Raw genomic sequence first — 13,847 nt, 5'->3', positions numbered from 1 at the left:
GCGCCGAGGCCCCGCCCGGTCGGACGACCGGACGGGGCACGCGACCCGGCGAGGGCCGGCGGCGGCTCAGAGCACGAGGCGCAGACCGGGCATGATCAGGTCGGGATCACCGCCGATGGCGGCCCTGTTGGCGGCGTGCAGGCGCTGCCAGGTGGTTCCGTGCCGGGTGGCGATGCCGCTCAGCGTGTCGCCCGCGCGGACCGTGTAGGCGCCGCGGGAGGAGTCGCGGTCGGTGTGGTCCGCGGAACGCGCCGGCGCCTTGGAGGACTTGGCCGGGGCCGGGGCCTTCGAGGGCTTGGCCGGGGCGGACCGGGGGGAGGTGACCGGGTCGGCGGCGGGTGCGCTGCCGCTCGCCCCGGCGCGTGCCGAGCAGACGGGCCAGGCGCCCCATCCCTGGGACTGCTGGACCTTGGTCGCGACGGCGATCTGCTGGGATTTGCTCGCCCGGTCGGCGGTGGCCGCGTAGGCCGTGCCGCCGTAGGCGCGCCAGGTGGAGGCGGCGAACTGCAGTCCGCCGTAGTAGCCGTTGCCGGTGTTGATGTGCCAGTTTCCGCCGCTCTCGCACTGGGCGATGCGGTCCCACACTCCGCTGTCGGCCGCCGCGGCGTCCCCGGCCGGGATCAGCAGTCCCAGGGGCGCGAGCAGTGCCGCCCCGGCGAGGACCGCCGTCGTACGGACCGGGTTCTTCCGGGCGTTGTCGCGAGCGCTATGGGCACATTCGGACATCTGGTTCCCTCTCGACGCACTCGGGATCCCCCTGACGGGACGCCGCGTCCCGCACCATGGGGTGCGGCGACGGCGTCCGCCCCGTCCGCCGGCGGTGGTGCCGCGCCCGGTCCCGGAGGAGCCGTGCGGCCGGCGGACGTACCCGAGCGGTGCTCGATGCACACGGCGGAGGAATGTAAGGAAGGTGACGGGCCGGCATCAACCAAGGGCCCGTCAGGGCAGGCCAGTTCACCAATACCTCGGGTAACGGCGATTTCCGGACACCCACTTCATTCGCGGATTTCATGATTTGTCGACCAGCCACCCCCGCCGGGTGTGACCCACCTCACCAATCCAACCCCCTTGGCAAAGGCGGCAGTTGACGGTGAGTGCGGCATTCCGCGCGGAACGTGACCCTGTGCGCAGGATGGTTCGATTCCGTTCGCTCCGGGGCGTGACTCCCGCCACAGATCGCCCGTTGTCTTCTTCATGAGCCGGGGCCCACCCGGACCACGGGCCGGGAGCCACCCGGCTTCGCCACGCACCGCATCCCCGAGGGAGCCACCCGTGCCGCGCATGCTCGACGTCAGCGACGAGGTACGCGCCGAGATCGGCGACGAAGAAGCCGACCGCCTGCTCGCCGGAGAGACGGCCCCGGGCAGTTACGACTGCACGTCCTGTCGCACTCCGGGCGACTCCGAGCAGGAGCGCACCAGCACCGTCCTGTTCATCGGGGACGAGACCGCCGTCCTCGCCTTCGCCCACGCCGGCTGTCTGCCGTCGCAGGTCGTCCAGGTCACCGAGGAGCAGCTCCGGGGCGCCGTGAAGTCCATCACCGGCGACACCGTCGACCTGGAGCCCGACAAGGTCGTACCCGAGCAGGCGGTGCTCGGCGTGACCAGCGGACTGGTGCTGCTCGGCGGGGAGTTGCACCCGGCGCTGGTGGTGGAGCCGACCGCGCCCATCGCCCGGCCGGGCGCGCTCGGCGCCGGCGACGACTTCCTGCCGCTGCTGATCGAGCAGGGGTTCATGCCGCTGACGGAGCTGTCCGCCGTACCGCCGGTGCTGCACGGCTGGTCGGTGCTGCTCGCCGTGGGCCAGCTGCACGCGGTGCTCCAGCCGGGCAGCAACGGCGGGCAGCCGGTGGCCTGGTGGCAGGCCCACCAGCCGCTGCAGGTGACCGAGGGCTGGCGCGCGGCCGCCAACAAGTACCAGCAGGTGCTGATGTTCGCCGCGCCGGTCGGCTCGATCGGCCGCCAGCCGCGCGAGGACCTGCTGCGGGACGCCCTGGACAAGGCGGCGGCGAACGGGAAGCTGGTCGGCGCGGCACTGCCGCTGGCCGGCACCTGACCGGCGCGTCATCCGCGCGGGCCGTACCCCTGCGAAAGCCGTAATCCGGGCCGCATCCCTTGACCCGCGGGGTCGTTTGGACATACGTGCACGCATACGAGGTTCCCCGCCGCCAGTCCTTCTCGTCGATCCCCTCCGCGCGGTCGGCTCAGGACGTCCAGGGCGGCCCATCGGCCACGCCGATCTACGACGCGCTCTACGCCGAGTACGTCAAGTCCTTCCGCGCACTGCCCGGTGACCGCAGCGGCGAGGAGAAACTGGGCTTCACCGCCTTCGGGAACATCCCGCACGGTTCGGGCTCGTACGGCAGTGCGTACAACGGCTCCTACAGCGCGTACAGCGCGGGGGCCCAGAGCGCCCGTCACGCCGCCGGGCAGCAGCCGCAGTGGCAGCGCGTCGGGACCATCGGCTCGCAGACCCCGCAGATGCACCACGTGCCGGCCGCCCTGCCGCCGGGGCGGCGCGGCGACGGCTGAGCGGGCTCCGGACAGCACGGAAGGGGCGGCCCTCGGCGGGGCCGCCCCTTCCGTGTGTGACGGGCTACTTCTTCCTGCCGCGCTTCTCGCGGACCCGCACCGAGATGTGGATCGGCGTCCCCTCGAAGCCGAACTCCTCGCGCAGCCGGCGCTCGATGAAGCGCCGGTAGCCCGCCTCGATGAAGCCGGAGGCGAACAGCACGAACCGCGGCGGCTTGGTGCCCGCCTGCGTGCCGAACAGGATGCGCGGCTGCTTGCCGCCCCGGACCGGGTGCGGGTGGGCGGCGACCAGCTCGCCGAGGAAGGCGTTCAGCCGGCCCGTCGGGACCCGGGTCTCCCAGCCCGCCAGGGCCGTCTCGATCGCCGGGACGAGCTTCTCCATGTGCCGGCCGGTGCGTGCCGAGACGTTCACCCGCGGCGCCCAGGCGACCTGGCCGAGCTCGGTCTCGATCTCCCGCTCCAGGTAGTAGCGGCGCTCCTCGTCGAGGGTGTCCCACTTGTTGAAGGCGAGGACGATCGCGCGGCCCGCCTCCACGGCCATGGTGACGATCCGCTGGTCCTGGACCGAGATGGACTCGGAGGCGTCGATCAGGATGACCGCGACCTCCGCCTTCTCGACGGCGGCGGCGGTGCGCAGTGAGGCGTAGTAGTCGGCGCCCTGCTGGAGGTGGACGCGCTTGCGGATACCGGCGGTGTCGACGAACTTCCAGGTGACGCCGCCGAGTTCGATCAGCTCGTCGACCGGGTCGCGGGTGGTGCCCGCCAGCTCGTTGACGACGACGCGCTCCTCGCCCGCCACCTTGTTCAGCAGGGAGGACTTGCCGACGTTCGGGCGGCCGATCAGGGCGATGCGGCGCGGGCCGCCGATGCCGCCCCCGCCGAAGGTCTCCCGCGGCGCCTCCGGCAGCACCTCCAGGACCTGGTCGAGCATGTCGCCGGTGCCGCGGCCGTGCAGCGCGGAGACCGGGTAGGGCTCCCCCAGGCCCAGCGACCACAGGTAGGACGCGTCGGCCTCGCCGCTCGGGCCGTCCACCTTGTTGGCGCACAGCACGACCGGCTTGCCGGCCTTGCGCAGCAGCCGCACGACGGCCTCGTCGGTGTCGGTGGCGCCGACCTTGGCGTCGACGACGAAGACGACCGCGTCGGCGGCCTCGATGGCGTACTCGGCCTGCGCGGCCACGGAGGCGTCGATGCCGAGGACGTCCTGCTCCCAGCCGCCGGTGTCGACGACCTTGAAGCGGCGGCCCGCCCACTCGGCCTCGTAGGTCACACGGTCGCGGGTGACGCCGGGCTTGTCCTCGACGACGGCCTCGCGGCGCCCGATGATGCGGTTCACGAGGGTCGACTTGCCGACGTTGGGGCGGCCGACGACGGCGAGCACCGGCAGCGGACCGTGGCCCGCCGCCTCGATCGCGCCCTCGATGTCCTCGAGGTCGAAGCCCTCCTCCGCGGCGAGCTCCATGAACTCCGCGAACTCGGCGTCGCCGAGCGCCCCGTGGTCGTGCTCGTGCGCGCCCTCGTGCGCGTCCGAGCCGTCGGGCTGGATGTGGTCGTTCATGAAGTGCGTACCTCGTCGTTCATCGTGGTGGTCGGTGGACTGCCCGCTGTCCCGCGGGCCGGTCCACTACTCAGTGTCGCCTAGCGCCTGGTCAGGCGCCGGGCGTTTTCCAGGTGGGCTGCGAGCTGCTTCTGTATGCGCCCGGTCGCCTCGTCCAGCGCCTTGCGCGTACGGCGCCCGCTGCCGTCGCCCGCCTCGAACGGCTCGCCGAAGACGACGTCGACGCGCGAGCGCAGCGGAGGCAGCCCTTTTATCAACCGTCCGCGCCGCTCGGAACTTCCCAGCACCGCGACCGGGACGATCGGGGCGCCGCTGCGCACCGCGAAGTACGCCAGCCCGGCGCGCAGCGAGGCGAAGTCGCCCTCGCCCCGGCTGCCCTCCGGGAAGATGCCCAGCACGCCGCCGTTCTCCAGGACGCCGAGCGCCCGGGTGATCGCGGTGCGGTCGGTGGTGGCGCGGTCCACCTTCAGCTGGCCGATTCCGGTGAGGAACGGGTCCAGCGGGCCGACGAACGCCTCCTTCTTGATCAGGAAGTGCGTCGGCCGGGGCGCCACGCCCATGACCATCGGGCCGTCGATGTTGTGCGCGTGGTTGACCGCGAGGATCACCGGGCCGTGCGTGGGCACCCGCCAGGCGCCGAGCACGCGCGGCCTCCACAGCCCGTACATCAGGCCGACGCCGATGCGCCGCCCGACCTCGGCGCCCCGCGCCGACGGCAGCTCGGTCACTTCCCGGCCCGCTTCTCCTCGACGAGGGTGACGACGCACTCGATGACCTGGGCCAGCGTGAGTTCGGTGGTGTCCACCTCGACGGCGTCGTCCGCCTTGGCGAGCGGGGAGGTCTTGCGGCTGGAGTCGGCGGCGTCCCGCTTGATCAGGGCCTCGCGGGTGGAGTGCACGTCGGCGCCCTTCAGCTCACCGCTGCGCCGGGCGGCGCGCGCCTCCGGGGAGGCGGTGAGGAAGATCTTCAGGTCGGCGTCGGGCAGCACGGTCGTGCCGATGTCGCGGCCCTCGACCACGATGCCCTGCTCCGCGGACGCGGCGATCGAGCGCTGCAGCTCGGTGATCCTGGCCCGCACCTCGGGCACCGCGCTGACCGCGCTGACCTTGGAGGTGACCTCCTGGGTGCGGATCGGGCCGGCCACGTCGACGCCGTCGACGGTGATGGTCGGGCCCTGCGGGTCGGTGCCGGAGACGATCTCGGGCTTGCCCGCAGCGGCGGCGACGGACGACACGTCGTCGACGTCGATGCCGTTGGTCACCATCCACCAGGTGATCGCCCGGTACTGGGCGCCGGTGTCCAGGTAGCTCAGCCCGAGCTGCGCCGCCACGGCCTTCGAGGTGCTCGACTTGCCCGTGCCGGACGGGCCGTCGATGGCGACAATCACTGGCGTGGCGCTTTCCACAGTGGGGACCTTCCTGAAACCGGGCCGGCGGGGTGGGGGCGCGACTGCCCCGCACAAGGTTACTGGGTGCGGGTCACTCGTCCGGCCCAGGCCCGGGGAGCCCGGCGTCACACGGCCGCTACTGCCGGATGGCCCAGCCCCGCTCCCGCAGCGCGGCCGTCAGCACCGGTGCGGCCTTCGGCTCGACCATCAGCTGCACGAGACCGGCCTGCTGCCCCGTCGCGTGCTCGATCCGCACGTCCTCGATGTTGACGCCGGCCATGCCCGCGTCCGCGAAGATCCGGGCCAGCTGCCCCGGCTGGTCGTCGATGAGCACGGCCACGACCTCGTAGGCGCGGGGCGCGGACCCGTGCTTGCCGGGCACGCGGACCTGCCCGGCGTTGCCGCGCCGCAGGACGTCCTCGATGCCGTCGGCCCCCTCGCGGCGCTTGTGGTCGTCGGAGGACTGCAGGGCGCGCAGGGCCCGCACGGTCTCCTCCAGGTCGGCGGCGACGTCCGTGAGCAGGTCGGCGACCGGCCCCGGGTTCGCGGAGAGGATGTCGATCCACATCCCGGGGTCGGACGCGGCGATCCGTGTCACGTCCCGGATGCCCTGCCCGCACAGCCGTACGGCGGACTCCTCTGCGTGCTCCAGCCGCGCGGCGACCATGCTGGAGACCAGGTGCGGCATGTGGGAGACGAGGGCGACGGCCCGGTCGTGGGCGTCGGCGTCCATCACCACCGGGACGGCACGGCAGTGCGAGACCAGTTCCAGGGCGAGGTTGAGCACCTCGGTGTCGGTGTCCCGGGTCGGGGTGAGCACCCAGGGGCGGCCCTCGAAGAGGTCCGCGGTCGCGGCCAGCGGACCGGACTTCTCACGGCCCGACATGGGATGCGTGCCGAGGTACGCCGTCAGGTCGAGGCCGCGCGCCTGGAGCTCGCGGCGGGGCCCACCCTTGACGCTGGCGACGTCGAGGTAGCCGCGCGCCGCGCCGCGGCGCATGGCGTCGGCGAGCACGTCGGCCACGTGGGCCGGCGGGGCGGCGACGATCGCGAGGTCGACGGGCCCGTCCGGGGCCTCGTCGGTGCCGGCGCCGAGCGCGGCCGCGGTGCGGGCCTGCTCGGGGTCGTGGTCGGCGAGGTGCACGGTGACGCCGCGCCGGGTCAGGGCGAGGGCGGCGGACGTGCCGATGAGGCCGGTGCCGATGACGAGTGCGCTTCTCACTGGGCGATGTCCTTGCGCAGGGCGCCCGCGGCGCCGAGGTAGACGTGTGCGATGTCCGCGCGGGGCCTGTCGGACTCGATGTGCGCGAGGACCCGGACGACGCGCGGCATCGCGCCCTCGACGTCCAGTTCCTGGGCGCAGATCAGCGGGACGTCGACGATGCCCAGCTTTCGGGCGGCGGCCGCCGGGAAGTCGCTGTGCAGGTCGGGCGTGGCCGTGAACCAGATGCTGATCAGGTCGTCGGCGGTGAGGTCGTTGCGCTCCAGGATGGCCGTGAGCAGGGCCCCGACCTGCTCGTCCATGTGCCCGGCCTCGTCCCGCTCGAGTTGGACGGCGCCCCGGACCGCTCGTACCGCCACGGCGATGCTCCTTGCTCACGTGCGTGTCGCTCTACGTCCGTCCAGCCTAGTCAGCCCGCGCGGACGGGGTGCGCGGCGCCCGCCCGGTGAGACGCCGGAACCGGCGGCCCTTGGGTATTTTCAGTGCGGCAGGACGCATATTCCCGGTTCATCCCCTTCGGTGCCTTCGGAGTGACGACATGACCCACGAGACCACGCGCCGCACGGTGCTCCTCGCGACGGGCGCGGCGGGCGCGGCGGCACTCGTCGCCGGCTGCGGCGGTGACGGCGACGGCTCCTCCGGCCAGGACGAGACGGCCGCCCAGGGGAACCCCGAGCTGGGCGCCACCGACGAGATCCCGGTCGGCGGCGGCAAGATCTTCAAGGAGCAGAGGGTCGTGGTGACCCAGCCCGAGCAGGGCGAGTTCAAGGCCTTCTCGGCGATCTGCACGCACCAGCGCTGCACGGTGGGCTCCGTCTCCGACGGCATGATCAACTGCCCCTGCCACGGCAGCCGGTTCCGGATCGCCGACGGCTCGGTCGTCAACGGCCCCGCGACCCGGGCGCTGCCCGCCGAGCAGATCGCGGTGGAGGGAAATTCGATCCGCCTCACGTGATCGTCCCGCGTACCCTCCCGGCATGCAGCCCGAGACCCTGGTACGCGAGCACACGATCTACGCCTGTGTGATGGGTTCGCGCGCCTTCGGCCTGGCCACCGAGGGCAGCGACACCGACCGGCGCGGCGTGTTCCTGGCCCCCACGCCCCTGTTCTGGCGCTTCGACAAGCCGCCGACGCACGTCGAGGGGCCCGGTGAGGAGCAGTTCAGCTGGGAGCTGGAACGCTTCTGCGAGCTGGCCCTGCGCGCCAACCCGAACATCCTGGAGTGCCTGCACTCCCCGCTCGTCGAGCACGCCGACGCCACGGGCCGCGAGCTGCTCGCCCTGCGGGAGGCGTTCCTGTCCCGGCGGGCCCACGAGACCTTCACCCGGTACGCGCACGGCCAGCGCCGCAAACTGGAGGCCGATGTCCGCACCCACGGCTCGCCGCGCTGGAAGCACGCCATGCACCTGCTGCGCCTGCTGCTCAGCGCCCGCGACCTGCTGCGCACCGGCACGCTCACGATCGACGTCGGCGAGCACCGCGAGCCGCTGCTGGCGGTGAAGCGCGGCGCGGTCCCCTGGCCGCGGGTCGAATCCTGGATGAGCGGTCTGGCGGCGGAGGCGGCGGAGGCCGCGCACCGCAGCCCCCTCCCGCGGGAACCGGACCGGCGCCGCGTGGAGGACTTCCTGATCCGCGTGCGGCGCGCCTCAGCGCTCCAGGCGGGTCCGCACGACGAAGGCGTGCAGGGCGTCGTACCCGCTCGGCGCGTCGGGCAGCACTGAGCCGGCCTGCGCCTCGTCCAGCACGTCGTGCAGCCGCTCGATGTCGGCCTGTACGCGCGCGTGGCGGACGTCGGCGGTCCCGTGTTCCCGCTCGGCCTTCGCGGCGACGAGGTCCGGCAGGTAGGCCGGGGCCGCGTCGACGTTCTCCAGCAGCGTGGGCAGATGGGCCTGCACATCGCCGCTGCGCATGAGATGGATGCCGGTGAGCAGGACCCGGAAGGTGTAGAGCAGGGGCTTGAGTTCGCCCGTCTTCTCGAACAGCCGCCACTGCGTCACCGCGAACCCCCGGTAGTGGTGCGCGTGATGACTGGTCAGGACGCCCGGAGTGAGCGCGGCCAGCTCCCGGTGGGCGTCGGTGGTGTGCACGACGAGCGGCGAGAGCAGCTGCTCCAGCACATAGCCGTTGCGGCGCAGCATCAGCCGGACGAACTTGCGCAGATCGTGCGTCACCAGGTCCATCTCGACGCCGTCCCGGTCCCACATCCGCGACCGCGTCTCCTCCGGCTCCCGCAGCCCGACCAGGTCGGCGGCCGGCAGCAGGTGCACACCGCGCACGTCCACGTCGGAGTCGCGGGAGGGGAAGCCGTACAGGTGGGCGCCGGATACGGTCGCGAACAGCAGGGGGTCGGGCTGCTCGGCGACGACGGGGGCGAGGTCGATGTCCAGGGCGTCGATCATCCGTCAAGCGTCCCAGAGCGCACCGAGGGCGAGCAGGTCACCTCGGTACTCGATCCGGTCCGCCCACTGCGCCGGCCACGCTTCCGCGCCCAGCCACGCCCCCGCGAACGCCCCGGTCAGGCAGGCGATCGAGTCCGAGTCGCCGGCGGTGCAGGCGGCCCGGCGCAGGGCCGTCAGCGGCTCGTCGACGAACCACAGGAAGCACAGCAGGCCGCTCGCCAGAGCCTCCTCGGCGATCCAGCCCTCCCCCGTGGCGAGGCACGGGTCGGTCTCGGGCGACACGGTGCGTACGGCGTCCTGGAGGCGGCCGAGGATCTCCAGGCACTCGTCCCAGCCGCGCGCGATGAAGTGCTCCGGGGTGGGGTCCTGGCTGCGGGTCCACAGATCGCCGAGCCAGCGGTGGTGGTAGCGGGCGCGGTTCTCGTAGGCGTACGACCGCAGCAGCCCGACCAGCCCGGTCGGCTCGGCGCCCCGCGCGAGCAGGCGTACGGCGTGCGCGGTGAGGTCGGAGGCGGCCAGGGCCGTCGGGTGCCCGTGGGTCAGCGCGGCCTGCAACTGGGCGGCGCCCGCGCGCTGTTCGTCGCTGAGCCCGGGGATCAGGCCCAGGGGCGCGACGCGCATGTTGGCACCGCAGCCCTTGGAGTGGATCTGGCTGGCGTCCTGCCAGGGGCGGCCGGTGTCCTCCAGCAGGGCGCAGGCCCGCAGGCAGGTGGTGCCGGGGGCGCGGTTGTTCTCCGGGGAGCGGTTCCAGGCGATGAACTCCTGCCGTACGGCCTCGGCCGTCGCCTCGGGCCCGAGGACGCCCCGGTCCATCGCCGTGCGCAGGCCCCGTCCGAGGGCCAGCGTCATCTGCGTGTCGTCGGTGACGATCGCCGGCGTCGGCAGGTCCATCTGCCGCCAGGGACCGCACTTGGCGAGGATCGACGGCACGTCGCTGAACTCCGTCGGAAACCCCAGCGCGTCTCCCAGGGCCAGGCCCGTGAGCGCTCCGGTGGCGGCTTGCTTGCGGACGAGGGTGGTCATGCGGGGCGTCCTTCGCGGGTCGGCCGCAGGAGCGGCGGGTGGAGGGCGGCGGCGGTTCCGGCGCGGTACAGCGCGGCGGGTTTGCCCCGGCCGCCGGTCAGCCGTGCGGCACCGGGGACGGGTTCGACGAAGCCGGGCGTGGCGAGGACCTTGCGCCGGAAGTTGGGCCGGTCCAGCGCGGTGCCCCACACGGCCTCGTAGACCTGCTGGAGCTCGCCGAGGGTGAACTCGGGCGGGCAGAAGGCGGTGGCGAGGCCGGTGTACTCGAGCTTGGCGCCGATGCGCTCGTGGGCGTCGGCCAGGATCCGGTCGTGGTCGAAGGCGAGCGGCGCGGCCGTGCCGTACGGCACCCAGCGGGCCTGCGCGGCGTCACTGCCGCCGTGTGCCTCGGGCGCGTGGGGCAGCAGCGCGGCGAAGGCGACCGACACGACCCGCATCCGGGGGTCGCGGCCCGGCTCGCTGTAGGTCCGCAGCTGCTCCAGATGCAGCTCCGAGACGTCGGACAGGCCGGTCTCCTCGGCCAGTTCGCGCCGCGCCGCCGTCTCCGCGGACTCGTCGGGCTGCACGAACCCGCCGGGCAGCGCCCAGCGCCCGGCGTACGGCTCCTGTCCCCGCTCGACGAGCAGCACGTGCAGCGCGCTCTCGCGGAGGGTGAACACGGCGAGGTCGACGGTGACGGCGAAGGGTTCGTAGGCGTACTTGTCGTAGCCGTCCATGACCCGCACCCCCTTTAATAGTCAGAGCGACTATAAAAGGGGGTGCGGGTGACGCACAAGCCCTCAGGGGCCCGCCGGCTCTACAGGTCCACTTCCTGCATCAGCATCCCGACCTCGGTGTTGGACAGGCGCCGCAGCCAGCCCGACTTCTGGTCGCCGAGGGTGATGGGGCCGAAGGCGGTGCGGACCAGCTTGTCGACCGGGAAGCCGGCCTCCGCGAGCATGCGGCGGACGATGTGCTTGCGGCCCTCGTGGAGCGTGACCTCGACGAGGTAGTTCTTGCCGGTCTGCTGGACGACCCGGAAGTGGTCCGCGCGGGCGTAGCCGTCCTCCAGCTGGATGCCGTCCTTGAGCTGCTTGCCCAGGTCGCGCGGGATGGGCCCGACGATGTGCGCGAGGTAGGTCTTCTTCACGCCGTACTTCGGGTGGGTCAGGCGGTGGGCCAGCTCACCGTGGTTGGTGAGCAGGATGACGCCCTCGGTCTCGGTGTCGAGGCGGCCGACGTGGAAGAGCCGGGTCTCGCGGTTGGTGACGTAGTCACCGAGGCACTGCCGGCCCTCCGGGTCCTCCATCGTCGACACGACACCGGCGGGCTTGTTCAGCGCGAAGAACTGGTAGCTCTGGGTGGCGACGGTCAGCCCGTCGACCTTGATCTCGTCCTTCTCCGGGTCGACGCGCCGCCCCTGCTCCAGCACGATCTCGCCGTTGATCTCGACGCGGGCCTGCTCGATCAGCTCCTCGCAGGCGCGCCGCGAGCCGTAGCCCGCGCGGGCGAGGACCTTCTGCAGCCGCTCGCCCTCCTGCTCGGCGCCGGGGAAGGTCTTGGGGAGCTTGACCTCCTTCTTCCCGGCGTACCGGTCGCGGTTGCGCTCCTCGACCTGCGTCTCGTACTCACGCGGGCGGGCCGGTGCGGTGCGCCCGGTCGTGCGGGGCTGCTTGGGTCCGCCCTTCGCGCCACCGCGCGCGGCACCGCCGCGCCCGGCCTTGGGGCCGTCCTTCGTCGCCCCGGGGCCCACGTCGTAGCGGCGCTCCTCGGGGCGGGGCTTGCGGGGGCGGCCCTGCCCCTGCTTCTGGTCCCTGTCGTTGCCGGCGCCGCGGTGGTTACCGCGCCCGCCGCTCTTGCCGCTGCCGCTGCTTCGCATCAAAGTTCCGTCTGGTCGTCTTCGTCGTCGGTCCCCGGGCTCACCGGGCGGCCCGGCGCGTCGTCATCGGGCGCGTCCGGGTCGAACGACGGTACGCCCTCCTGGGTCTCGGCCTCGATCGCCTCCGCCTCCGGGAGGAAGGGCGCGAGCTCCGGGAGCTCGTCCAGACCGCGCAGGCCCATCCGCTCCAGGAAGTAGTTCGTCGTCACGTACAGGATCGCACCTGTTTCGGGTTCCGTGCCCGCCTCCTCCACCAGACCGCGCTGGAGGAGGGTGCGCATGACGCCGTCGCAGTTCACCCCGCGCACGGCCGAGACCCGGCTGCGGCTGACCGGCTGGCGGTAGGCGACGACGGCCAGGGTCTCCAGGGCGGCCTGGGTGAGACGGGCCTGCTGGCCGTCCAGCACGAACCGCTCGACGGCCGGGGCGTACGCGGCGCGCGTGTAGAAACGCCAGCCGTTCGCGACGAACCGCAGCTCGAAGCCGCGGTTCTGGACGGTGTACTCGTCGGCCAGCTCGCGCAGCGCGTCCGCGATCTGGCGCTTCGGCCGCTCCAGGATCCTCGCGAGGTGCTCCTCGGTCGCGGGCTCGTCGACGACCATGAGGACGGCTTCCAGTGCGGGCTTCAGGTCGAGGCCGGCGACAGCTGCCGGCCCGCCCGGGACCTCGGTGGCTTCCTGGCTCATGCCTTCTTCTCCTCCTTCGGCGGCTCGGGCGGCCGGTCGAACTCGTCGGTGACGGTCGGTGCCTCGTCCCCGTCCCCGCCGGTCCAGCGCACGAGCAGCTCCCCGAGCGCGGTCTCCTGCTCCAGCGCCACGGCCTTCTCCCGGTACAGCTCCAGCAGGGCGAGGAAGCGCGCCACGACCGTCAGGGTGTCGTCCGTGTCCTCCACCAGCGCCCGGAAGCTGGCCTCGCCGAGCTCCCGGAGCCGGGCCACCACGATCCCGGCCTGCTCCTGCACGCTGACCAGTGGGGCGTGGATGTGGTCGACGTAGACCTGCGGCTTGGGCTTGGGCTGCATGGCCTTGACGGCGAGCCTGGCGAACCCCTCGGCGCCGATGCTGATGACGACCTCGGGCAGCAGCTCGGCGTGCTGCGGTTCGAGCCCGACGGTGCGGGGGTGGCGCCGGGCCTCGTCGTCCAGCCGCCCGCTGAAGATGTCGGCGATCCGCTTGTACGCGCGGTACTGCAGCAGCCGCGCGAACAGCAGGTCACGGGCCTCCAGCAGTGCGAGATCGGCCTCGTCCTCCACCTCGGCGGCGGGCAGCAGCCGGGCGGCCTTCAGATCGAGCAGGGTGGCCGCGACGACCAGGAACTCGGTCGTCTCGTCCAGGTCCCAGTCCGGTCCCAGCGCCCGGATGTACGCCATGAACTCGTCGGTCACCTTCGACAGCGCGACCTCGGTGACGTCCAGCTTGTGCTTGGAGATCAGCTGCAGCAGCAGGTCGAAGGGCCCTTCGAAGTTGGCGAGCCGGACCTTGAAGACCCCGTCCCCGGAGCCGGTGCCGTCGTCCTGCGGCTCGCGGTCCGGCGCGGAGGCGGCCCGCTCGGGAGCGCCCGAGGGCTCCACGCCGCCCGGCGCACCCACCGGCTCCGCGGCAGCCTGCGCCTCGGCGGCAGACGGCCCCGCGCCCGCCTCCCCGGGCTCGCCCGCGGAACCCGCGGAAACCGCAGGCCCGGCGGACCCGCCCTCGGGAGTGGCCGGTTCCTCCTCGGCAGTGTCGTACTCCGCCTGCGAGGACGCAGCCTCCACCGGCGGAGCAGCCGGCTCGGCGGGAGCCGCCCCCGGACCCCTCCCCAGCGCACGCCGGCGTCCGGCCGGGCCGCCGGAGGGGGGTGGGGAAGCGTTCGAGGTCATGGCCCCCGCAG

16 protein-coding genes are annotated in these 13,847 nt (G+C 73.0%); 4 read left to right on the top strand and 12 right to left on the bottom strand.

Annotated elements, in window-relative coordinates:
- Positions 1-66: 66 nt before the first annotated feature.
- Positions 67-726, bottom strand: a complete 660-nt coding sequence (locus ABZY20_RS31920) for a transglycosylase family protein (RefSeq protein WP_356446125.1) — start codon at positions 724-726, stop codon at positions 67-69.
- A 546-nt stretch (positions 727-1,272) separates the two neighbouring features.
- Between ABZY20_RS31920 and ABZY20_RS31915 the strand changes: the two genes are divergently transcribed.
- Together ABZY20_RS31915 and ABZY20_RS31910 are read left to right on the top strand one after the other, a co-directional pair.
- Positions 1,273-2,055, top strand: coding sequence for a hypothetical protein (locus tag ABZY20_RS31915; RefSeq protein ID WP_356446124.1), 783 nt, complete (start codon positions 1,273-1,275; stop codon positions 2,053-2,055).
- An 86-nt stretch (positions 2,056-2,141) separates the two neighbouring features.
- The gene (locus ABZY20_RS31910) at positions 2,142-2,531 is read left to right on the top strand and encodes a hypothetical protein (protein WP_356446122.1); all 390 of its coding nucleotides are present in this window, start codon (positions 2,142-2,144) and stop codon (positions 2,529-2,531) included.
- Between the two features lie 64 nt (positions 2,532-2,595).
- Here the strand turns inward: ABZY20_RS31910 and der are convergent, their stop codons facing one another.
- From der to aroH, 5 genes are all read right to left on the bottom strand, one after another.
- The gene (gene der / locus ABZY20_RS31905; protein ID WP_356446120.1) at positions 2,596-4,089 is read right to left on the bottom strand and encodes a ribosome biogenesis GTPase Der; all 1,494 of its coding nucleotides are present in this window, start codon (positions 4,087-4,089) and stop codon (positions 2,596-2,598) included.
- An 80-nt stretch (positions 4,090-4,169) separates the two neighbouring features.
- The gene (locus tag ABZY20_RS31900; RefSeq protein WP_356446118.1) at positions 4,170-4,817 is read right to left on the bottom strand and encodes a lysophospholipid acyltransferase family protein; all 648 of its coding nucleotides are present in this window, start codon (positions 4,815-4,817) and stop codon (positions 4,170-4,172) included.
- Positions 4,814-5,494, bottom strand: a complete 681-nt coding sequence (gene cmk / locus ABZY20_RS31895; protein WP_356446116.1) for a (d)CMP kinase — start codon at positions 5,492-5,494, stop codon at positions 4,814-4,816. Before cmk ends, ABZY20_RS31900 begins: the two co-directional genes overlap by 4 nt.
- Before the next feature lie 118 nt (positions 5,495-5,612).
- Positions 5,613-6,698: a prephenate dehydrogenase gene (locus ABZY20_RS31890; protein ID WP_356446114.1), complete on the bottom strand. Its 1,086-nt coding sequence runs from the start codon at positions 6,696-6,698 to the stop codon at positions 5,613-5,615.
- Positions 6,695-7,057: a chorismate mutase gene (aroH, locus tag ABZY20_RS31885; RefSeq protein WP_356446112.1), complete on the bottom strand. Its 363-nt coding sequence runs from the start codon at positions 7,055-7,057 to the stop codon at positions 6,695-6,697. The genes ABZY20_RS31890 and aroH overlap by 4 nt, the downstream gene beginning before the upstream one ends.
- A gap of 179 nt (positions 7,058-7,236) precedes the next feature.
- On the opposite strand from aroH, the gene ABZY20_RS31880 reads away from it, so the two are divergent.
- Positions 7,237-7,653, top strand: coding sequence for a Rieske (2Fe-2S) protein (locus ABZY20_RS31880; RefSeq protein WP_356446110.1), 417 nt, complete (start codon positions 7,237-7,239; stop codon positions 7,651-7,653).
- A 22-nt stretch (positions 7,654-7,675) separates the two neighbouring features.
- Positions 7,676-8,419, top strand: coding sequence for a nucleotidyltransferase domain-containing protein (locus ABZY20_RS31875; protein WP_356446108.1), 744 nt, complete (start codon positions 7,676-7,678; stop codon positions 8,417-8,419).
- Here the strand turns inward: ABZY20_RS31875 and ABZY20_RS31870 are convergent.
- The 6 genes from ABZY20_RS31870 to ABZY20_RS31845 form a co-directional block, all read right to left on the bottom strand.
- Positions 8,345-9,097, bottom strand: a complete 753-nt coding sequence (locus ABZY20_RS31870; RefSeq protein WP_356446106.1) for a nucleotidyltransferase domain-containing protein — start codon at positions 9,095-9,097, stop codon at positions 8,345-8,347. The two genes, ABZY20_RS31875 and ABZY20_RS31870, sit on opposite strands and share 75 nt — an antisense overlap.
- A 3-nt stretch (positions 9,098-9,100) precedes the next feature.
- Positions 9,101-10,120 (bottom strand): ADP-ribosylglycohydrolase family protein, encoded by a 1,020-nt coding sequence (locus ABZY20_RS31865; protein ID WP_356446104.1) that lies wholly within the window; start codon positions 10,118-10,120, stop codon positions 9,101-9,103.
- Positions 10,117-10,836, bottom strand: a complete 720-nt coding sequence (locus tag ABZY20_RS31860; protein WP_356446102.1) for an NUDIX domain-containing protein — start codon at positions 10,834-10,836, stop codon at positions 10,117-10,119. Before ABZY20_RS31860 ends, ABZY20_RS31865 begins: the two co-directional genes overlap by 4 nt.
- An 80-nt stretch (positions 10,837-10,916) precedes the next feature.
- Positions 10,917-11,978 (bottom strand): pseudouridine synthase, encoded by a 1,062-nt coding sequence (locus ABZY20_RS31855; RefSeq protein WP_356446100.1) that lies wholly within the window; start codon positions 11,976-11,978, stop codon positions 10,917-10,919.
- Positions 11,978-12,664 carry an SMC-Scp complex subunit ScpB gene (scpB, locus tag ABZY20_RS31850; RefSeq protein WP_356446098.1) on the bottom strand — a complete coding sequence of 229 codons (687 nt, stop codon included), beginning with the start codon at positions 12,662-12,664 and terminating at the stop codon, positions 11,978-11,980. The genes ABZY20_RS31855 and scpB overlap by 1 nt, the downstream gene beginning before the upstream one ends.
- A complete protein-coding gene (locus ABZY20_RS31845; protein ID WP_356446096.1) occupies positions 12,661-13,836 on the bottom strand; it encodes a segregation/condensation protein A in 1,176 nt (391 codons plus the stop codon). The genes scpB and ABZY20_RS31845 overlap by 4 nt, the downstream gene beginning before the upstream one ends.
- Between the last annotated feature and the right edge of the window lie 11 nt (positions 13,837-13,847).

The organism is Streptomyces sp. NPDC006624 (assembly GCF_040611555.1).
In the GTDB taxonomy this organism is placed as follows: domain Bacteria; phylum Actinomycetota; class Actinomycetes; order Streptomycetales; family Streptomycetaceae; genus Streptomyces.
The sequence above is the reverse complement of the archived record's forward strand: the minus strand, read 5'-3'. Positions and strand labels throughout refer to the sequence as shown.